The sequence below is a fragment of the Falsiroseomonas sp. genome (assembly GCF_041690465.1).
Lineage (GTDB): Bacteria > Pseudomonadota > Alphaproteobacteria > Acetobacterales > Acetobacteraceae > Falsiroseomonas.
Genome location: NZ_JAWLHG010000066.1, coordinates 1 through 18,716, shown reverse-complemented (window position 1 = coordinate 18,716; position 18,716 = coordinate 1). Strand labels below are relative to the sequence as shown.

20 protein-coding genes, 2 tRNA genes and 1 pseudogene are annotated in these 18,716 nt (G+C 72.4%); 14 read left to right on the top strand and 9 right to left on the bottom strand.

The annotated features are described in order from the left end of the window. Positions 1-1,079 (bottom strand): annotated as a pseudogene (locus ACESM1_RS28640) (hypothetical protein); the annotation flags it as partial. 216 nt (positions 1,080-1,295) lie between these two features. Here ACESM1_RS28640 and ACESM1_RS28635 point away from each other — a divergent pair. After that, positions 1,296-2,045 (top strand): PRC-barrel domain-containing protein, encoded by a 750-nt coding sequence (locus ACESM1_RS28635; protein WP_372624633.1) that lies wholly within the window; start codon positions 1,296-1,298, stop codon positions 2,043-2,045. Between the two features lie 140 nt (positions 2,046-2,185). Here ACESM1_RS28635 and ACESM1_RS28630 read toward each other — a convergent pair whose 3' ends face one another. The 3 genes from ACESM1_RS28630 to ACESM1_RS28620 all read right to left on the bottom strand — a co-directional run bounded on the left by ACESM1_RS28630 (position 2,186) and on the right by ACESM1_RS28620 (position 3,409). Beyond that, positions 2,186-2,524 (bottom strand): ArsR/SmtB family transcription factor, encoded by a 339-nt coding sequence (locus ACESM1_RS28630; RefSeq protein WP_372624632.1) that lies wholly within the window; start codon positions 2,522-2,524, stop codon positions 2,186-2,188. Beyond that, positions 2,514-2,699 (bottom strand): multicopper oxidase domain-containing protein, encoded by a 186-nt coding sequence (locus ACESM1_RS28625; RefSeq protein ID WP_372624631.1) that lies wholly within the window; start codon positions 2,697-2,699, stop codon positions 2,514-2,516. Before ACESM1_RS28625 ends, ACESM1_RS28630 begins: the two co-directional genes overlap by 11 nt. Before the next feature lie 215 nt (positions 2,700-2,914). Next, positions 2,915-3,409: a DUF421 domain-containing protein gene (locus ACESM1_RS28620; RefSeq protein ID WP_372624630.1), complete on the bottom strand. Its 495-nt coding sequence runs from the start codon at positions 3,407-3,409 to the stop codon at positions 2,915-2,917. A gap of 113 nt (positions 3,410-3,522) precedes the next feature. Here ACESM1_RS28620 and ACESM1_RS28615 point away from each other — a divergent pair, with 113 nt between their 5' ends. The 8 genes from ACESM1_RS28615 (at position 3,523) to ACESM1_RS28580 (ending at position 10,400) form a co-directional block, all read left to right on the top strand. Further along, positions 3,523-4,320, top strand: coding sequence for an OBAP family protein (locus ACESM1_RS28615; protein WP_372624629.1), 798 nt, complete (start codon positions 3,523-3,525; stop codon positions 4,318-4,320). Positions 4,321-4,370: 50 nt separating this feature from the next. Further along, on the top strand, positions 4,371-5,282 hold the full coding sequence (locus tag ACESM1_RS28610) for an MBL fold metallo-hydrolase (RefSeq protein WP_372624628.1): 912 nt from the start codon (positions 4,371-4,373) through the stop codon (positions 5,280-5,282). Continuing rightward, entirely contained in the window at positions 5,279-5,491 is a 213-nt protein-coding gene (locus tag ACESM1_RS28605) for a DUF2892 domain-containing protein (protein ID WP_372624627.1), read from the top strand. Before ACESM1_RS28610 ends, ACESM1_RS28605 begins: the two co-directional genes overlap by 4 nt. Positions 5,492-5,693: 202 nt before the next feature. Next, entirely contained in the window at positions 5,694-5,951 is a 258-nt protein-coding gene (locus ACESM1_RS28600) for a site-specific DNA-methyltransferase (protein ID WP_372624626.1), read from the top strand. A 58-nt stretch (positions 5,952-6,009) separates the two neighbouring features. Beyond that, a complete protein-coding gene (locus ACESM1_RS28595) occupies positions 6,010-6,432 on the top strand; it encodes a CopG family transcriptional regulator (protein WP_372624625.1) in 423 nt (140 codons plus the stop codon). Positions 6,433-6,582: 150 nt separating this feature from the next. Continuing rightward, on the top strand, positions 6,583-7,878 hold the full coding sequence (locus tag ACESM1_RS28590) for an alpha/beta hydrolase family esterase (RefSeq protein ID WP_372624624.1): 1,296 nt from the start codon (positions 6,583-6,585) through the stop codon (positions 7,876-7,878). Between the two features lie 169 nt (positions 7,879-8,047). After that, entirely contained in the window at positions 8,048-9,934 is a 1,887-nt protein-coding gene (locus tag ACESM1_RS28585) for a potassium transporter Kup (protein WP_372624635.1), read from the top strand. 52 nt (positions 9,935-9,986) lie between these two features. Next, complete coding sequence (locus ACESM1_RS28580) at positions 9,987-10,400, top strand: hypothetical protein (protein ID WP_372624623.1); 414 nt, start codon at positions 9,987-9,989, stop codon at positions 10,398-10,400. Here ACESM1_RS28580 and ACESM1_RS28575 read toward each other — a convergent pair. Then, positions 10,381-11,046, bottom strand: coding sequence for a histidine kinase dimerization/phospho-acceptor domain-containing protein (locus tag ACESM1_RS28575; protein ID WP_372624622.1), 666 nt, complete (start codon positions 11,044-11,046; stop codon positions 10,381-10,383). The two genes, ACESM1_RS28580 and ACESM1_RS28575, sit on opposite strands and share 20 nt — an antisense overlap. Before the next feature lie 14 nt (positions 11,047-11,060). After that, positions 11,061-12,800, bottom strand: a complete 1,740-nt coding sequence (locus ACESM1_RS28570; protein WP_372624621.1) for a transglycosylase domain-containing protein — start codon at positions 12,798-12,800, stop codon at positions 11,061-11,063. Positions 12,801-13,057: 257 nt separating this feature from the next. On the opposite strand from ACESM1_RS28570, the gene ACESM1_RS28565 reads away from it, so the two are divergent. Beyond that, on the top strand, positions 13,058-14,044 hold the full coding sequence (locus ACESM1_RS28565) for a Bug family tripartite tricarboxylate transporter substrate binding protein (RefSeq protein WP_372624620.1): 987 nt from the start codon (positions 13,058-13,060) through the stop codon (positions 14,042-14,044). A 307-nt stretch (positions 14,045-14,351) separates the two neighbouring features. Beyond that, positions 14,352-15,983 (top strand): hypothetical protein, encoded by a 1,632-nt coding sequence (locus ACESM1_RS28560; RefSeq protein ID WP_372624619.1) that lies wholly within the window; start codon positions 14,352-14,354, stop codon positions 15,981-15,983. Here ACESM1_RS28560 and ACESM1_RS28555 read toward each other — a convergent pair. From ACESM1_RS28555 to rlmB, 3 genes are all read right to left on the bottom strand, one after another. Then, entirely contained in the window at positions 15,915-16,142 is a 228-nt protein-coding gene (locus ACESM1_RS28555; RefSeq protein WP_372624618.1) for a hypothetical protein, read from the bottom strand. The genes ACESM1_RS28560 and ACESM1_RS28555 overlap by 69 nt on opposite strands. A 119-nt stretch (positions 16,143-16,261) precedes the next feature. Then, positions 16,262-17,029, bottom strand: coding sequence for a 2-keto-4-pentenoate hydratase (locus ACESM1_RS28550; protein ID WP_372624617.1), 768 nt, complete (start codon positions 17,027-17,029; stop codon positions 16,262-16,264). Then, positions 17,026-17,907 (bottom strand): 23S rRNA (guanosine(2251)-2'-O)-methyltransferase RlmB, encoded by an 882-nt coding sequence (gene rlmB / locus ACESM1_RS28545; protein WP_372624616.1) that lies wholly within the window; start codon positions 17,905-17,907, stop codon positions 17,026-17,028. Before rlmB ends, ACESM1_RS28550 begins: the two co-directional genes overlap by 4 nt. Before the next feature lie 375 nt (positions 17,908-18,282). On the opposite strand from rlmB, the gene ACESM1_RS28540 reads away from it, so the two are divergent. The 3 genes from ACESM1_RS28540 to ACESM1_RS28530 all read left to right on the top strand — a co-directional run. Then, a tRNA-Tyr gene (locus ACESM1_RS28540) sits at positions 18,283-18,364 on the top strand. An 86-nt stretch (positions 18,365-18,450) separates the two neighbouring features. Beyond that, positions 18,451-18,524: transfer RNA gene (locus ACESM1_RS28535), tRNA-Gly, on the top strand. A gap of 95 nt (positions 18,525-18,619) precedes the next feature. Further along, a partial coding sequence (locus ACESM1_RS28530; protein ID WP_372624634.1) for a GTP-binding protein occupies positions 18,620-18,716 on the top strand: 97 nt, incomplete at its 3' end.

Genomic DNA, 18,716 nt, shown 5'->3' with positions numbered 1-18,716 from the left:
GCGCCGATGCCGTGGCCCTCGGCGCGCTCGGAGGCCTGCAGGAGCTGGAACAGGTTCCAGCGGATCACCTGCTGGCGGTGCGGGTCGGAATCCTCCACCTCCACATCGGCCCGCTCCCAGAAGCGCGCGAGGCGGGCGCGCTGGCGCCCGGCGATCCCGTCGAAGCCGAGCTGCCGCGCACGGTCGAGGCTGCGGGCGACCCGCGCCTCGATCTCCTCCGGCGGCACGCCCGCATCGTAGTGGTAGGCGAGCGCCTTCCACAGCCGGATCGGCCGGCCGGGCGCGACCTCGCCCTGGAACCGCACGCAGGCGAAATCCTCACGGCACTCGGCCTCGGCGACTAGGCGGCCAGGCTCCTCCATGAGATGGTCCATGCCGCAGCCGAGGACGAGGCCCGAGCCCTCCGTCCGGAAGCCGAGCACGGCCCGTAGCGAACTGGCCGCCCGCCGGGTGGGCAGCAGGACGCGCCCGTACGGCGCCGGCTCGGCGAGGCGCGGATCGTCCGGGTCCAGCGCAAGCGGCGGATGGAGCACGAGTTCCGAGCACAGCGTTACCTCCGCCGCCCCGTCCTCGGCCGACAGCTCCCAGGCGAGCGCGGCGAGGTGCCGGTCGTCGAAGGAGACGAGACGCAGGGTGCGCAAGCTGAGGCGCTTGCCCGCGGGCGTCCGCCAGGTCACGACCCGCTCCAGCACGCCCGCGCGCATGTCGAGCCGGCGGCGGAAGGAAAGCAGCTCGGCCTTGTCGAGCCGGAAGGGATCGCCCTCCACATAGAGCCGCAGGGGAGTGCCGTCCGGCAGGTTCAGCATGCTCTGCCCGACGCGGGGGAAGCCGTGGGCGCGCTCGCCATAGGTGATCGGGCGCAACTCGTGGAAGCCGTTGAGGAAGACGCCGGGCTCGCGCGCCGGCGCGCCCTCGTCGAGCACGCCGCGGATGCCGAGGTGTCCGTTGGCGAGGGCGAACATGGTCTCGGCCTGGCCGACGAACCACTCCGCAAGCTCCGGGCCGAAGCGAACTGCCTCGAGCGCCCAGGGCTCGACCGGGAAGGTGTCGGCGGGCGGGGCCCGGCGGACGCGCAGCATTTTGCTCTCCCAACGTCAGGCTCCGAGTCTCGCGGCAAGGCCAGGCCCCCACCGTCCGTCAGCGCCATGTGTCTGCGACATATGGATTGCCGCCGCGCCAATACCCGTGGCGTTGCGGATCGGCAGCCCCGCCGTCCGGAACCCGCGCGCCGCGCACGGCTTTGGCCTGCAGGGGCCGGCACGGGAACCGGACCTGGTTGAGGCAAGGAGGTTGCGATGCTCTGGCGATCCACGACGCTCATCGGCAGCGGTATCCGCGCCAGGGATGGCGAGATCGGGAGCATCGCCGACCTGCTCTTCGACGAGACGGACTGGACCGTCCGCTGGGTGCTTGTGGACACCGGCACCTGGCTCACCGGGCGCCGTGTGCTGCTCCCGCCCTCCTGCTTCGGTGCTCCGGGCGGGGTCACGCTGGAATACCCGGTGGACCTCACGCGCAAGCAGGTGGAGGAGAGCCCGGAGATCGACTTCGACGCACCGGTCTCGCGGCAGCTCGAGTCGAGGGTCTACAGTCACTACGGCTGGACGCCGTACTGGAACCTCGGCTACGCGCCCCCCTTCGCGGCGCCGGGGCTGCTCCCCACAACCGGACAGGCCCCCCCCGCGCCTGAGCCGCGCCAGGAGCCGAGCGGCGACCCTCATCTGCGCAGCGCCCGCGAGGTCACCGGCTACTACGTCCAGGCAACCGACGGCGACATCGGGCATGTCGAGGAATTCCTGGTGGACGACGAATCCTGGGTGATCCGCTACGCGATGATCGACACGGCCAACTGGTGGCCGGCCCGCAAGGTCCTGCTCTCGCCCCGCTCGTTCCGCGAGATCGACTGGGCGACGCAGAAGGTCCGTGTGGACGTCACGCGCGAGCAGGTGAAGGCGAGCCCGGAGTATGACCCCTCCACCACGCTCCAGCGCGACCACGAGGCAAGACTGCACGCTCACTACGGCGTTGCGCCCTACTGGAGCTGAGGCCCGGCCCGCCCTGCCGCACTGGGCTAGCCCGCGATCGCCCTGGGTGTGCACGCCGCAGGCGGGCACGCCAGGGCGTGAATCGCCGGCTCGAAAGGGCTGGACCCGAGCTGCCCGGACACAGTCCGGGCAGCTCGGGTCTAGCGCGCGCAGAAGGCGCGATGCAGCGCGGCGATGATCTCGGCGGCCGGCCCGGGCGCCAGGCTGTAGATCACGTGGTGCCCGCTGCGCTCGCCGCGAACCAGCCCCTCGGCGCGTAGCCGCATCAGGTGCTGGCTGACCAGCGCCTCGCGTGCGCCGATCCGCGCCGCGAGCACGCCGACCGCCAATGGTCCCTCCGCCAGGGCGCAGAGCATCCGTAGCCGCCAGGGATTGGCGAGCGCCTTCAGGAAGTCTGAGGCCCGTTGCGCATCCTCCTCCAGCGAGCCTGACCCGGGCGTCGTTCCGGCGGCAGCGCCCTCCGATTCCTCAGCCGACAATGAACTGCGCCATCGGCTCGCGCACCACCACCGTGTCGCGCAGGCCCCCGTCCCGCCGATCCGGCGGGGCGCCGGCGCGGCCGAGGACCTCGAACTGCACGCCATGGGTATGCAGCAGGTGCGCCGTCATCTCGCCCGATGCCTCCCGGATCTCCTTGGTGGCCGCGACCTCCACCGCGTCGCCGCGACGGAGGCGGCGTCCCCTCCGCGGGCGGACCGCTGGCGGCAAGCCGGCACCGCCGCTTGCGACAGCGGCAAGAAGGGAAGGGCGCTTCGGCATGACACTGTCCTGCCTCCCGGGGGCGGGGCCTGCGCGCCCGCCCCCGGTAGGAACCATCACGGCGCCCTGCGGTTCACAAAGATGTTCGAAGGTCCGCAGATGCCCTCGCGCTACCCGCCGGCGACGCTGATCTTCCCGCTGCGCTCGAGGACGGCGGTCTCGACCTGGTCCAGGGTCCCGAGTCCGGCGCGGCGCATCGCCTCCTCGAGGTCACCGTCGCTCACCCCGGTGCGGCGCATCGCCCGGCGGTCCACCTTCCCGGAGCGCGCGAGTTGCACGACGTCGCCCTTCACCAGCCACCCGAAGAAGTGCCAGCGTGCGGCGGCGTGCACCGCGAGCCAGTACAGCGCCACGAGCGCGGCTGTCGCCACCAGCGTCGCGAGGAAGGGTGCGTTGCCGGTGAGCGCCCGGCTGAGGTTGGAGCCGATCAACACGGCCAGCACCACGTCGAGCGGGGTCTGGCGCCCGAAGGCGCGGCGGCCTGCGGTGCGGATCAGGGCCAATCCGAACGCGAAGACCAGCAGCCCACGGACGATCATCTGCCACCAGGCGATCGCCCCATCCTCCCGCCCGATCAGCGCATGAACACCGTCCAGCCACTCCATCCGGCCGTCTCCCCTCCTGCTGGCTCTGGCTGGAACCGCCCCGGGGGCCGCGAGTTGAGGCCGGATCCTCAAATCTTCAGAGCCCCGAAGACGCCGACGACAGGAACCCCGTCATGACGCGCCGCTTCGACGTCACCCACCTTGCGGCGGCCGTGCTGGCTGCCTCCGCCACTGCCCTGCTGCTGCGGCGGGGCATCGCGCGCGTGGAGGCCCCTGTCGCGCCGCCCGGGCGTCCGAAGAGCGCCAAGGTCCGGACGCTGGAGACGGGAGCGGCGATGCTGCAGCCCATGACGCCGTTGCAGGCCTTCGACGTCTATCTCGTCGGCTTCCACCCGATGAAGGACGATCCGCACCACCAGATGGAAGCGCACCACTTCTGCCGCCAGGTGAACGAGGATTTCATGCAGTGCGTGCTGTTCGACGGCAACACCGCGGACGCGAACCTCACCGGAATCGAGTACATCGTCTCCGAGCGCATGTTCGAGCGGTTGCCGGAGCAGGAGCGCCGCTACTGGCACCCGCACAACGGCGAGATCCTGTCCGGCCAGCTGATCGCCCCGGGCCTGCCCGAGATCGCCGAGACCGCGCTGATGCGCAGCAAGATGAACAGCTACGGCAAGACCTGGCATCTCTGGGACACCGGCGCGCCGGGGCGCGAGGGGCAGGAACTGCCGCTCGGCGACCCGAAGCTGGCCTGGTCGTTCAGTCGCGACGGCGAGGCGAATCCCTGCCTTGTCCAATTGCGTGACGCGCGGTTCGGCGTGAATACCGAGCTGCGCCGCCGCGCGCGCGAGGCGCTCGTGAACATCGCGCATCCGCAGGAGGGGGTGGACGCGCTGAAGGGACGCTTCGGCGGCCCCACCAGCGACATCCCCGGCGTGGTGGACAAGGGCGCCGCAGGCCAGGGCTGAGCCGCCGCTGCGCCCCTCCCGCAGCCGCGACAACACGGAGAGCCGCCGGCATGACGCAGCAGCCCCGGCCCGAGGTGACGGGCTTCTTCCACGAGGACACGAACAGCATCGCCTATGTCTGCGCCGATCCCGGCACGCGGCGCTGCGCGGTCGTCGACCCGGTCCTTGACTTCGATCGCAATGCGCGTGCGACCTACACCGACTTCGCCGATCGGATGCTCGGCTTCGTGCGTGACCGCGGGCTCGCCGTGGAGTGGATCCTCGACACCCACCCGCACGCCGACCACTTCTCGGCCGCGCCCTACCTGCAGGCGCGGCTTGGCGCGCCGATCGCGATCGGCTCCTGTGTCGTCGCGGTGCAGCGGATCTGGAAGGAGATCTACCACCTTCCCGACTTCCCGGCCGACGGCTCGCAATGGGACCGCCTGTTCGACGATGGCGAACGCTTCCGGGTGGGCGATCTGGAGGCAGAGGTGCTGTTCACGCCTGGCCACACCGCAGCCTCGATCGCCTATCGCATCGGCGACACGGCCTTCGTACACGATACGCTGTTCATGCCCGATGGCGGCACGGCGCGCGCCGACTTCCCCGGCGGCAACGCACGCGCGCAGTGGCGCTCCATCCGGCGCCTGCTGGACCTGCCTGCGGAGACGCGGATCTTCACCGGTCACGACTACATGCCGGGCGGGCGGGAGCCGCGCTGGGAGTCCACCGTCGCCGAGCAGCGTGCGCACAACATCCACGCCCGAGACGGCGTCTCGGAGGAGGAGTTCGTCCGCAAGCGCCAGGAGCGCGACGCGGGCCTGCCGCTGCCCGCGCTCATGCTGGACGCGTTGCAGGTGAACATGCGCGGCGGGCGCCTGCCCGAGCCGGAGGCGAACGGCACCTCCTACCTGAAGATCCCGCTCAACCGCTTCCCGCCGCGTCGCCGGACCAAGGATCGAGAAGGAGCCACGCCATGACCTGCAACGTCGGCGGGATCGACAGGGGCATCCGCGCGGTGCTGGGCACCGTCTTCCTCCTGGCCGCTTTGTTCGTGACCATGGACACGCTCTGGCGCGTCGTCCTGTTCGTGCTGGCCGGCATCGCCTTCTTCACGGTCTTCGCGCGCTACTGCCCGGTGAACTCCGCCATCGGGCTGAACACCTGCCGCGACAAGCCCGCGGCATAGCCCTGATCCAACGGGAGACGCCGAACTGCCGATCGAAGCCTTCGACGCCCACCGGGACGGTCGGATCTCGCTGCCCGACTTCGTCCGGCCCCAGCAGCGGATGCGCGGCGGCGGAAGCTGAGATCCCTGCCGGTCCGATCGCGGCCAATCGGGGGAGGGCGCGACGCATGATGCACGACATGATCGGCGGGCCGCGGAACGCATGCGCCGGCCGATCCTCGACAACAGCGCGGCGGGCGATCTGATCCACGAGCCGTTCTGCGACTGCAGCACGACGATCATCGCCACCGAGACCACGGGTCGGATCTGCTGCGCCATGGACATCGACGCGCGCGACGTGGACGTCGCGGTCCAGCGGTGGGAGCAGCTCGCCGGTCGCGCGGCGACTCTCCTCGGCAGCGGGAGCCGCTTCCGCCATCTCCAGGCGACAAGGCTTGCCGGCAGGAGTGTCGCTGCTTGAAAGCAGCTCGCCGGGCCCCATTTACCATCCCAATGGATGGAGAGGGGATGTTCAAGGGATGGCTGGCAATGTGCACGAGCTACGGCCCAAGGCCGGTAGCGACACCGAAAAGATCACCATCAACCTCGGCTACGTCGATCTCGGCCATATCGATCTGCTGGTGCAGGACGGCTTCTACTCCAACCGTACTGACTTCATCCGCACGGCGATCCGCAACCAGATCGAACGGCACGCTGACGCGGCCAGGCAGTCCGTCGCCCGAAAAAGCCTGGATCTTGGGCTACGGCATTTCAGCCGCGCGGATCTCGAAGCGGCCCGTGAGGCGGGGCAGCGTCTCGACATCCGGGTGCTCGGCCTTGCCAGCATCGCGGCCGATGTCACGCCAGAGCTCGCCAGAGAGACGATCGCCTCGATCTCCGTCCTGGGTGCGCTCCAGGCCAGCGCAGCTGTGAAGGCCGCGCTCGCCGACCGTACCCGCTGACCGGCCCAGGCCGCACCGCATTTCGCTGACCGTCGCCCCGCATCGGGACGGCGACAATCCGTTTCCACCATCGGCATTCCACGAAGGGATGCAGGGCGAGCGTCGTCGTGCGGACGGCTGGCCTGTGTCCCCGCATTGAAAGCACCAGACATGAACGCGATCCCGCCGAACCACATGCTCGAGGCGACCCGTCTCACCCGCGAAGGCAAGCTGACCGAAGCCTCCGCGCTGCTGCAGCGTCTGCTCCGGGGCGAGGCGCCCACTGACACTGCTCCGGCTGGACCGCACGACCCCGCAGGGCCGGCTGCCGGACGCCTGCCGCGCATCATCGACATCGATCCCGAGACGGGTGAGGCATCCGGTCCCGCGCCGGCCTCGGCTGCGGCGGAGCCTCGCACCGGGGCTGCCGGCCGTTGGCCGGCCGATGGCCTGGGCAAGACGGCGATGCCGCAGATGCCGGAGGCTCTGCGCGGCTTCCTCGGCCAGATCAGCCAGGGTAGCTTGCCGCAGGACCTCGGCGGGCTGATGCAAGGTTCGGTGGCGCGCGCAGCCGACCCGCTGCCGGACGGTGCACAGTTCGTCGCGCGATCCTTCAGCAGCGACGCCGGGAGCCGCGGCTACAAGCTCTACATTCCCGCTACCTGTCGCGGCGAGGCGGTGCCGCTGGTGGTCATGCTGCACGGCTGCACCCAGTCGCCCGACGACTTCGCCGCCGGCACGCGGATGAACCTGCTCGCCGAGGAGCATGGCTGCATCATCGTCTATCCCGGGCAGACCCAGGCAGCGAACGCCCAGAAATGCTGGAACTGGTTCAGTCCCGAAGATCAGCAGCGCGACCGGGGCGAGCCGGCGCTGATCGCCGGCATCACGCGCCAGGTCATGCGCGACCATGCGGTTGACCCGAAGCGGATCTATGTCGCCGGGCTGTCCGCCGGCGGTGCCGCGGCAGCCATCATGGCGCAGGCCTACCCCGATCTCTACGCCGCGGTCGGCGTGCATTCCGGCCTGGCCTGCGGGGCGGCGCGCGACGTTCCCTCGGCCTTTGCGGCCATGCGGCAGGGCGCTGCCGCGCCACAGAGGCCCGGTCGCGCAGGAGCAACCGAAGGAAACCGACGCGTCGTCCCGACCATCGTGTTCCATGCCGACAAGGACGGCACCGTCCATCCCCGCAACGGGGACCAGGTCATCGCCCAATCGGGTGCGGCCGGCGGCCTGCGGACCGAGGTGCAGCGCGGGCAGGTGCCGGGCGGCCACGCCTACAGCCGCACCATCCATGCTGATGCCGGCGGCCGAGCGGTGCTCGAGCAATGGCTGATCCATGGCGGCGGCCACGCCTGGTCCGGTGGCAGCGCTGCCGGATCCTACACCGACCCGCGAGGTCCCGATGCATCGCGCGAGATGCTCCGTTTCTTCCTGGAGCATTCGCAGAGCACCGAGTCCGCGTGATCATCTGCCGCGCCCGCCGCGCCCTCGGGGCGGCGGAGCATCGCAGGCAGCGCGGCCCTCCACATGTGTAGCGCCCGGGGCCGGGAGGGCTTCCGGGGAATCCGCCGGCGAAGCTTGCGCAGCAGGCACCACCGGCTCTAAGCCTCCGGCGTTCCGCTTCCGGAGCGCGATCTTGAGTCCTCCCCACGCTGCCGGCCGTCCGGTGACGGCCGCCGGCATCCTCGGCGTCCTCGGCGTCGTCTACGGCGATATCGGCACCAGCCCGCTCTACGCGATGCGGGCCTCGCTGCTGTTCTTCGCGGACGACGGCATCGATCGCGCCGAGGTGCTCGGCATCCTGAGCCTCGTCTTCTGGTCGCTGATCCTGGTGGTGACGGTGAAATACGTCGCCTTCATCCTGCGCGCCGACAACCGCGGCGAAGGCGGCATCATGTCGCTCACCGCGCTTGCGCTGCGTGCCCTGCCGGAACGCAGCTGGTTGCGCAAGGCCGCGGTGCTGGTCGGAATCGCCGGCGCCAGCCTGTTCTTCTCCGACGGGATGGTGACGCCGGCGATATCGGTGCTCTCGGCAGTGGAGGGGCTACGCGTGGTCTCGCCCGCGATGGAGCCTGCCGTCATCCCCCTCTCGCTCTGCGTGCTGCTCGGGCTGTTCCTGGTGCAGTATCGCGGCACCGGGCGCATGGGGCGCATCTTCGGCCCGGTCACCGCGACCTGGTTCGCCGTGATGGCGCTGCTCGGCGTGGCGCAGATCGTGCAGAACCCGAGCGTGCTGGCGGCGCTCTCGCCGCTGCCGGCCTTCGAGTTCGTCGCCGGGCGGCCACTCGTCGCCTTCATCGCGCTCGGCGCGGTGGTGCTGGCGGTGACCGGCGGCGAAGCGCTCTACGCGGATATGGGCCATTTCGGCGCCAAGCCCATCCGCCTCGCCTGGCTGTTCATCGTGCTGCCTGCGCTGGTGCTGAACTATTTCGGTCAGGGCGCGCTGCTGCTGGCCAACCCCGGGGCGCTCGAGAACCCCTTCTTCCTGCTGGCGCCAGAGGTGCTGCGGCTGCCCCTGGTGCTGCTCGCCACGATGGCGACGATCATCGCCAGCCAGGCGATGATCTCCGGTGCCTTCTCGGTGGCACGCCAATGCGTGCAGCTCGGCCTGCTGCCGCGCCTGATCGTGCGCCACACCAGCGAGACGGAGGAAGGCCAGATCTACCTGCCGCAGGTGAACTTCACGCTGCTGATCGGCGTGGTGATCCTGGTGCTGGAGTTCCGGTCCTCGGACGCGCTGGCCGCCGCCTACGGCATCGCGGTGACCGGCACCTTCGTCTGCACCAGCCTGCTCGCAATGGTCGTGTTCTGGCGGCATTTCGGCTGGCCGCTGCCGCTCGTCCTGCCGCTGTTCGGCGGCTTCCTGGTGATCGACCTGCTCTACTTCTCCTCCAACCTGCTGAAGGTGCCTGAGGGCGGCTACTTCCCGGTGCTGCTCGGCATCGCGCTGTTCCTGCTGATGACCAGCTGGCAGCGCGGGCGGGAATTGCTGTTCGCCCGCTTCCGCCAGGATGGCCTGCCGCTCAAATCCTTCATCGCGCGGCTGCCGCAGTCGCGCACCATCCGCGTGCCGGGCATCGCGGTGTTCATGACCAGCCAGGCCGACTACCTGCCCGGTGCGCTGCTGCACAACCTGAAGCACAACAAGGTGCTGCATGAGCGCGTGCTGTTCGTCACGGTCACCAACGAATCCATCCCCTACGTCCAGCCCGACCGCCGGCGGGAGGTGGAGGAGCTGGCACCCGGCATCCACCGCGTGTCGCTGCGCTACGGCTTCCAGGAAAGCCCCAACATCCCCAAGGAGCTGGAGACGCTGAGGGAGATCGGCATCCCCTTCGAGGCGATGCAAACCTCCTACTTCCTTGGGCGGGAGACGGTGGTGGCCGCGGCGGTGCCGAAGATGTCACGCTGGCGCCAGTGGCTCTTCACCATCATGAGCCGCAATGCGGTTCCGGCCACCGAGTTCTTCCGCATCCCCTCCGATCGGGTGGTGGAACTCGGCGTGCGGGTGGCGATCTGAACCGCCGGTCCGTGCCGGGCGTTCGGGGGCCTTGGACCGAAGGGAGCCATGCGTGGCGTCGGAGAAGCTCGTCACCGTGACACTGGCCCGGGCCTGGGATCCGGCCGACCCCGTCGAGGAGGCCGGGCAGGTGGAGTTCGCCGTCGTGCTCGACCCGCACGGCCATCCCGACCTGCAGGCCTGGCTCGACGACCCCGACCCCTGGCCGGCGCGGCGCCTGCCGGCAGCCGGGCCGCCACCGGGCGATGACGTCGGACCCGCGCCCCTGAAGGGCGACGTCGCGCATGACGAGGAAGGCTGGCACCTCCGCTTCTTCGACGAAGAAGGCAGGGATCCCGATGCGCCGGGCCACCGCCTGCTCAACATCTCGGGCGGGTTGCGGCCGGGCGAGGTGCTGACGCTGCGCGCCCCCGATGGCGCGGAGACCGCCTGGCGCGTGGTCGGCGTCAGCGCGCCGGGGATCTAGCGGGAAGCGGCCAGACCAGCGCGAGGCCGCCATCCTGCCCCTCCAGCCGGCCGCCGCCCGCCGCCGCGGCGCCGGCGAGCAGGCGCAGGCTGTCCTCGCCCGGCCCGGCACCCGGCGGCAGGTCGAGCAGCAGCGCCACTTCCCGCGACTCCGGGCGCTCCTCGGCGCGCAGGATGATGCGCGCGCCGGCGGTCATCCGCCGGGCGGCATCGCGCACCAGGCAGAGCAGCCCGAGGTCCAGCTGCCCACGATCCAGCCGCACCGCCGGCAGCGTGTCCTTCTCCGGGCCCTGCAGGTCGATGCCGTATCGGGCGCCGAGGGCCACGCGCAGCATCGGCAGCGCCTGCGCGACGACATTGGTCGGCACCGCCTCGGCAGGGTCCTCGGCCTCCCGACGGGCGGCGTCGAGGAAGCCGCGCACGGTCTGGTCCAGCCGCCGCATCGCCTCGGTCGCGCGGTCCAGCTGGCGGCGCGGCGGGCCCTCGACCGCGGTGCGGCCGAGCAGCTCCAGGTTGGAGGCGAGCACCATCAGGGCATTGTTGACCTCGTGCTGCACCGCCGGCGCGGTGAGGCGCAGACTGCCATGGCGGAGCAGGACCAGCTCCGGTCCGGAAAGAGGCCGGTCGTCGGCCGCATCATTGTCCAAGGCGCGAGGCTCCTTCATCCCCTCGCCGCGGCGCGCGGGCCGGTGCCAAGGGCTTCCAGTATGTCGCGGACGAGGCGGGCCGGCAGCGTGCCGCCCCGCACCTCCAACATCGCTGAGCCGTCATCGTTGCCGAGCCACGCGCCGATGACGAGTCCTCCGGAGACTCCCACGAACCAGGCGTCGCGGAAATCCTGGGTGGTGCCGGTCTTGCCGGCCACCGCCCGCCCGCCCGGCGGCTGCGCCGCCCGCCCGGTGCCGCGCGCCACCACCGCCTCCAGCATGCGCCGGACCGCCGCCGCATGCTGCGGGCTGGTGGCGCGAAGGGCGGCGGGCGGGGCGATCGGCACCGTCCTGCCATTCGCCCGCGCCGAGGCGAGGCCGCGCGGCAGCGGCCGAAGCCCGCCATTGGCGAAGGCGGCATAGGCGACGGTGAGGTCCAGCAGCGTGACCTCGCCGGTGCCCAGCGCCAGGGTGGCATCATTCGGGAAGGGGCCGGGCAGGCCGAAGCGCCGCGCAACCAGGGCCGCCTCCCGCGCCCCGCCGGCGCGCGCCAGCACCCTGACCGCGGCAGTGTTGACGGAGTGCGCCAGCGCATCCTCCAGCGAGATCTCGCCGCGCGTCCGCCAGTTGCCGTTGCCCGGCGACCAGCCGCCGAGGTTCAGCGGCCCGTCCGCCACCATGTCCTCGGGGCTCGCCCCGCGTTCCAGCGCGGCGAGGAAGACGAAGGGCTTGAACACCGATCCCGGCTGGCGCCGCGCCTGGGTGGCGCGGTTGAACTGGCTGGCGCGATAGTCGCGGCCGCCGGCCATGGCGCGGACATTGCCCGTCGCGGCCTCCAGCACCACCACCGCCCCCTGGCTGACGCGCGCCCGCGCGCCGGGGCCGGCCAGCAGCGCCTGCAGCCGCGCCTCCACCACCGCCTGCAGCCGCAGGTCGAGCGTGGTGCGCAGCACCAGGTCGGCATTGCCGGGGAAACGCTCCGCGACATCGTCCAGCACCCAGTCGGCGAACCAGCCGGAGTCGCGGGAGGGGCGCGGCGGGATGCGGATCTGCTCGACGGCGAGGGCCGCCTGCTGGCGGGTGAGGAAGCCGGTGTCGGCCATCGCCTCCAGCACCTCCACCGCGCGGCCGGCGGCGGCCTCGGGCGCGGTGCGGGGGTTGAGGCGCGACGGCGCCTTGGGCAGCCCGGCCAGGATCGCCGACTGCCACAGCGCAAGCCGCGGCGCCGGCACGCCGAAGAACAGCCGCGCGGCGGCGTCCACCCCATAGGCGCCGGCGCCGAGATAGACGCGGTTCAGGTAGATCTCGAGCAGCTCGTCCTTGCTGAACTTCCATTCCAGCCAGATCGCCAGCACCGCCTCCTGCGCCTTGCGCCGGAGGCTGCGTTCCGGCGTCAGGAACAGGTTCTTCGCCAGCTGCTGCGTGATGGTGGAGCCGCCCTGCACGACGCGTCCGCTGGTCCAGTTCACCCAGGCCGCGCGCGCGATGCCGATCGGGTCTAGCCCGAGATGGTCGTGGAAGCGCCGGTCCTCGATGGCGATGATCGCGGCGGGCAGGTGCGGCGGCAGCTGGCGCAGCCGCACCGCCTGGCCGTGCACGTCGCCCGAGGTGGCGATGATGCGCCCGTCCATGGCTTCCAGCGTCACGCCGGGCCGGCGGGTCTGGGCGAGGGCGATGTCGGTGCGCGGCAGGTCCCAGGTGAGCACCAGCAGCAGCGCACCCAGCCCGACGCCGCCCCAGACCGTCAGCAGCACCAGCCAGCGCAGCCAGCGCCAGCCCCGGCGGCGCGGCGGTGGTGGCGCCGGCGGTTCGCGCCGGGCTGACGGGGCCGGCGCGGAAGCTCGGCGACGAGGCGCGGCGCGGGGCATCTGGCCACTCTCTACAGCAGAGATGGCCCCGCCTGAACCGTCCCGGCTTGCGATCGGCGGCGCGGCGCCTCATCTGCGAAAGGATCGGTCCGCAGAAGGCCGCGTCAGGCGCACCGCAGGCTTCAAAGAAGGGGACAACGACGATGACGCATCTCTCGCGCCGTGCCGCCTTGCACGCGGCCATGGCCGGCGGGCTCGCCGCCGCGCTTCCCGCCGGGCGCGCCCGCGCGCAGGACTGGACGCCGCCCGGGCCGGTGCGGCTGATCAACCCCTTCGCCCCCGGCGGCTCGCCCGACATCCTGGCGCGGGTGATGGCGCCGCACATGCAGGGCTTCCTCGGCCAGCCCATGTTGGTGGAGAACCGTCCCGGCGCCGGCGCCGCCGTCGGCACGCGCAGCGTGGCGCGCGCCGCGCCGGACGGCACCACGGTGCTGCTGGCGCCGATCTCCTCGGTGATCGCGCCCTTCATGATGCGCGATCCCGGCTATGAGCTTTCGGAATTTCGCCCGCTCACCTGGCTGGCGACCACGCCCTTCGTGCTGGTGGTCCGCCCGGGCCGCTTCGCCGATGTCCAAGCCTGGGACCGCCACATGAAGGCCAATCCCGGCAGGATGACCGGCGCCACCGGCGGTTCCGGCACGCCGCACCAGCTGGCCGCCGAGCTCTACCGCAGCATCTCCGGCACGGACTTCACGCTGGTCGGCTATCGCGGCACGGCGTTGGGGCTGACCGACCTGCGGGCGGGCACGGTGGACTTCATGTTCGCCGACATGCCGGCGACGCTTGGCCAGATCCAGCAGGGCGCGCTGCAGGCGCTGGCCGTCTGCACGACGGCGCGGGTGCCCGCCCTGCCCGACGTGCCGACCATGGCGGAGAGCGTCGCGCCGGGCTTCGACGCGAATTCCTGGGTGATGTGGTGGGTCCCCGCCGCGACGCCGGACCCGGTCGCCCGCCGCCTGGCCGCCGCGGCGCTGCACGGCCTGGCGCAGCCCGATGTCCGCACCCGCGCCGCCGAGGTGGGCTTCGTGCTGGTCGGCTCCGACATGGCCGGCGCCGAGCGCCACATGCGAAGCGAGACGGAGAAGTGGAGCAAGCTGATCCGCGACCGCGGCCTGCGGGTGGACCCGTAGCTGCCGCGCGCCGATCGAGACGTATGGCCCTGACCCGGCAGGGCCATACGTAGCCAGCCCTCTGTCGAGCCGGCGGCTCGCGCTCCGAGCATCACCACCTGCGGTGTGCAGATTCGGGTGGCTCGCCGGTGCCGTGCAGCAGCGCGCCGTTGCGCTGGAAGCGCTCCGCCCGGCCATGCGGCATGCAGCCCCACCCGGCGGCCAACCGGTGCGCGCTCGCAAAGTTATGCGCGCCACCCCCGGGATCGAATCGCCGGCGCGCGCGTCTTGCCCTCCGGTCCGCATAACCCGGGGGGATCGGTTCAGCATGGCCTCGGCCCTGCTCACGCGCGGCGGCGCCACGCCGCGACGCTTCGTTGTGCTTGTTCTACTCGTCGCCGCCCTGGTGATCGGCGGCGCTGCAGCGCTGCGCTCGACCGAATACGACGAGACCTATACGCGCCTCGTCACCTCGCCGGTCCCCCGCCCGGACTGGCCAGCCGCGCCCTTCACCCCTGCCGAGGCGCAGCCCGCCCTTGAGGCCGTCGCCGGCCCTGCCGCCATCGCCCGCAACCTGCGCGAAACCGATGTCCACCCGCCGCTGTATTTCTGGCTCGCCGGCGCGTGGCGGGGGATGGGCCTCACCTCGGTCGAGGCGCTGCGGGCGCTCTCCGTCCTGCTCGCGCTCGGCGCGGTGGCGGCGTTCATGGCGGCGGCGGCGGTGGCCGGGCTGCCGCCGCTGGCCACCGGCCTGGCGACCGCACTCGCCTTCGGCTTCGCCTATACGGGAGGCGTGGCGCGAGGCTTCGCGCTGGCGCATCTGCTGCTCGGGCTGGCCGCGCTCTGCATCCTGCTCGCCTGGCGAAGGCAGCGCGGGTGGCAGGCGGCGCTTGGTGGCCTCGCGGCGGGCGGCGCCTCCTTTGCCAACTACCTCGCGGCCTTCCCGGCGGCGGCGATGATCGGCTGGCTGCTGATCGTACCCTTGCCGTGGCGGCAGCGGCTGCGGCTCATGGTCCTCGCGGCACTGCCCTTCCTGCTGGTGCAGGCGGCCAACCTCCATTTCTTCCTGGCCCAGCGCGACAGCCGGCCGAGCCAGTTCGAGCCCTTCCAGCCGCTTTCGGCGCTGCTGCTGCTCGGGCAATTCAACGCCGCCAACCTGCTGGGTGGGCTGCCGCTCTATGTCGAGGGCGGGGCACGGCTGTTGCTGGGGGCGGCGTTGGTGACGCTGCTGGCCGCCGCGGCGCTGGCGGTGGCGTGGCGCTGGCGGGCGATCGGGCCGACGCGCTGGTTCTGGCTCGGCGGCTTCGTCGCGCCCTCGGCGGGGCTGCTGCTGCTGGCCGCGGCCTTCGGCACCATGCCGCTCGAGCTTCGCTACCTCGCCTTCGCCGCCCCCTTCGCCGCCGCGCTGCTGGCCGGTGCGGCCGCCGCCTGGGCGCGCAGCGCGCCGCGACTGGCGCCCGCCGGGCTCGCGCTGGTGCTGCTGGTGCAGGCGGCCGGCGCCGCCGGCATGGCGCTGCACCCGGCGACGCGCCAGACCTATCGCGACGCGCTCGGCGTGCTCGCGCCGGATCTCGGCCCGCAGACGCTGCTGCTGGTGCCGTGGGGCAATGACGGCGTCGGCATCGTCGGCGCCACGCTGGCCGAGGCGCCACGCGGCCAGCCGCTGCTGTTGCTGCGTGAGGGGCAGCTCGCCACGCTGCCAGCGCTGGCCGCCCCTTATCGCCGCCTGGTGCTGCTCGGCATCACCGATCGCGACGGCGAGCGGCAGGTCGCCGCGGCGGAAGCGGTGCTCGCGGCCGATCCGCGCTGGCGGCGCGAAGCGGTCCGCTGGCGCGATGCGCGTCGCGGTTTCGCGGCGAGCGTCTTCACGCCCGCCGCCGCCGTGCCGACCTCACGCGTGGCCGACCGGCCCGAAGGCATCGTCATTGGTCGCGCGCACCACGGCGGCGAACAGCCGTAGCGCATCGGGTCCGCCGCGGTCGGACAGCGTCCCGCGCTCCATCTCCTCGGCGAGCAGCTCGGCGTGTTCGGCGAGGGTTTCCGCGGCCCGGCGCAGCGCCTCGCGCGAGAGCACGAGCTGCATATCCTCGGGCAGGGTGTTCCAACTGGCGGGTCGCATGACGCTCCGAATACCTGGGGCGCCATCCTGGCGGGGCTCCGCACCGAAGGCCGCGGCGGACGCAACATGGGACCCGAGGCGTTGCCGAAGCGTGAAGCCGCCGCGCCCACACGCAGCCGTTACACGAATCGCGCCTCGGCGCGGCCGAGCAGGTCGAACTCCACTGTCACGGCGCAGGGCCCGTCCAGCCAGATCGGCGGCGTGACCGAGCCGAGGAACACAACCTGCCCGGCCCTCAGCCCGCCGAACACCGCGGCGCAGGGCGAGGCGGCGAGCCAGGCCAGCGCCGCGAAGGGATGGCCCAGCAGGTCGGCGCCGGCGCCCTCGCCGCGCAGCGCGCCATCCACCGTGATGCGGCCGCGGATAGCGCCGAGATCGGCCTCGCGCCAGCCATGGGCGGGCCTGCCGAGCACGCCGGCGCGGTGGAACACCTGGTCGGCGACCAGGGTCGGCGTGCCGAGCTCGGCGAGGTCGTTGTAGCGCTTCTCGACGATCTCGATGGCGGCGAAGACCTCCGCCACCGCGGCCTCGGCCTGCTCGCGCGTGCAGGGGCCGGCCGGCAGGTCGCTGCCGAGGCGCAGCCCGACCTCGCACTCCACGCCGGGTCCGATCAGCTCGGCGAACGGGAAGCTGCCCGGCGTGTGCTGCAGCCCGGATTCGGAGACGAAGCCGGCGGCGGGCCCGGCCAGGCCGAGATAGGCCTGCATCTGCTTGGTAGTTGCGCCGATCTTGAAGCCGGCGGGCGGGATGGCGCCGAGCGCCGCGGCAACCTCCCGTTGCGCGGCATAGCCGGCGACGACATCGGCCGGCGCCAGCTCGCCGAGCGGGGCGAGGATGCGGCGGCTTTCGCGGGCGGCAAGGATCGCCTGGGCGGCGGGGCTGGTCATGCCTCGGTCTCCTCCTCGTCGGGGGCCTCTGCGTCGGTGGCCTGCGCGTCGGTGGCCTGCGCGTCAGTCGGCGGAAGATGGCGCGCGATCTCGTAGAGGGCCACCGCGGCGGCAGCGGCGACGTTCAGGCTCTCCACCCCCGGCGCGATCGGCAGCCGCACCAGCTCGTCGCAGGTCTCGCGCTGCAGCCGGCGCATCCCCGCCTCCTCGGCGCCGAGCACCAGCGCCACCCGGCGGTCGCGCGGCGCGGCTTCGGCGAGCGTCCGGCTGGCCTCGCCGGCGAGCCCCAGCACCCAGAAGCCGGCGCGCTGCAGCGTGACGATGGCCCGCGACAGGTTCACCTCGCGTGCGATCGGCACGATCTCCAGCGCGCCGGACGCGGCCCGCGCCAGCGCGCCGGTCTCGGGCGGCGCGTTGCGGTCCTGCATGACCACGCAGGCGGCGCCGAACGCCGCGGCGGAGCGCAGGATGGCGCCGACATTGCGCGGATCGGTCACCTGGTCGAGCAGCAGCACCGGGCCGTCCGAGCGGGCGATCGCCTGGTCGAGCGCCAGCGGCGTCAGCGGCTCGGTCAGCAGGGCGGCGCCCTGGTGCACGGCGTCCTCGGGCAGGAAGGTCTGGAAGCGGTGACGGTCCACCGTCTCGGCCAGGATGCGCCAGGGCTTCGGCACGCGGCGGACGAGTTCCGCCTCGGCCTCGGCGGTCACCAGCAGGCGGCGCGGCCGGCGGCGCGGATTCGCCAGCGCGGCGGCAACCGCGTGCAGGCCGTGGATCCAGAGGCTGCCGGGCGGCGTCGCCTCGCGGTCCTGCACCGGGGCGCGCGTGGCGCGCGGTGGCGGTGCGGGCTCCGCCATGCGGCCGGGGCGCGGATCGTTCATGCCGCGCCTGTCGCGGCCGCGGGGCCGGGGCGCGCCATCGGCCTCCGCGCTGCGCGCCGGCGGCGCGGGGTCCGGCTGGCGGCCGCGCGGCGGCTTGCCTGCGGCCTTCGGCGCGTCGCGGCGGGTCGCCTTCGGCGCGTCGCGCTGGGGAGATGGCGCATCGCGCGGCGGCTCGCCGCGGCCTGGCGGTGGCTCGCGGCGGGGAGGGCGGGGGCCGGGCGGGCCGGGACGGCGGGGGGGCGGGCGACGCATGGCGCCATCCTGCGCCCTGCAACGGCGCTGTCCAGCGTGACCCGCACCCGCCACCGACGTTGACAGCACGGCGCCCATGGCGCTACTGCCGCGCGCCCGCACTGCCGGGCCTCGGCGGAGCACGGAGGGGTGCCCGAGTGGCTAAAGGGGGCGGACTGTAAATCCGCTGGCTTCGCCTACGTTGGTTCGAATCCAACCCCCTCCATTCCCGTCGTGGCGCCTGCGATCGGGTGCCTGCGTCGCAGGCCGGCTTTGGACGACGCGCCCGATCTACCCAAGCGCGTGCAGGGCGCGGGTGTAGCTCAATGGTAGAGCCCCAGCCTTCCAAGCTGGTTGTGCGGGTTCGATTCCCGTCACCCGCTCCACCCGCCTGCTCGGGCGGGGCGAGAGTGCGGATCGGATCGCGGAAGCGCGCAGGTTCGGATCAGGCGTCGGGAACAGGTCCCCAGGAAACAGAGCGATGGCCAAGGCAAAGTTCGAGCGGAACAAGCCGCACTGCAACATTGGGACGATCGGTCACGTGGACCATGGGAAGACGTCGCTGACGGCGGCGATCA

Coding starts and splice junctions, on each gene's coding strand:
- ACESM1_RS28595 (WP_372624625.1), top strand. CDS start 6,010: ATGGCTGGCAATGTGCACGAGCTACGGCCCAAGGCCGGTAGCGACACC.
- ACESM1_RS28605 (WP_372624627.1), top strand. CDS start 5,279: ATGACCTGCAACGTCGGCGGGATCGACAGGGGCATCCGCGCGGTGCTG.
- ACESM1_RS28590 (WP_372624624.1), top strand. CDS start 6,583: ATGAACGCGATCCCGCCGAACCACATGCTCGAGGCGACCCGTCTCACC.
- ACESM1_RS28555 (WP_372624618.1), bottom strand. CDS start 16,142: ATGCGACCCGCCAGTTGGAACACCCTGCCCGAGGATATGCAGCTCGTG.
- ACESM1_RS28610 (WP_372624628.1), top strand. CDS start 4,371: ATGACGCAGCAGCCCCGGCCCGAGGTGACGGGCTTCTTCCACGAGGAC.
- ACESM1_RS28550 (WP_372624617.1), bottom strand. CDS start 17,029: ATGACCAGCCCCGCCGCCCAGGCGATCCTTGCCGCCCGCGAAAGCCGC.
- ACESM1_RS28615 (WP_372624629.1), top strand. CDS start 3,523: ATGACGCGCCGCTTCGACGTCACCCACCTTGCGGCGGCCGTGCTGGCT.
- ACESM1_RS28560 (WP_372624619.1), top strand. CDS start 14,352: ATGGCCTCGGCCCTGCTCACGCGCGGCGGCGCCACGCCGCGACGCTTC.
- ACESM1_RS28600 (WP_372624626.1), top strand. CDS start 5,694: ATGCGCCGGCCGATCCTCGACAACAGCGCGGCGGGCGATCTGATCCAC.
- ACESM1_RS28565 (WP_372624620.1), top strand. CDS start 13,058: ATGACGCATCTCTCGCGCCGTGCCGCCTTGCACGCGGCCATGGCCGGC.
- ACESM1_RS28635 (WP_372624633.1), top strand. CDS start 1,296: ATGCTCTGGCGATCCACGACGCTCATCGGCAGCGGTATCCGCGCCAGG.
- rlmB (WP_372624616.1), bottom strand. CDS start 17,907: ATGAACGATCCGCGCCCCGGCCGCATGGCGGAGCCCGCACCGCCACCG.
- ACESM1_RS28620 (WP_372624630.1), bottom strand. CDS start 3,409: ATGGAGTGGCTGGACGGTGTTCATGCGCTGATCGGGCGGGAGGATGGG.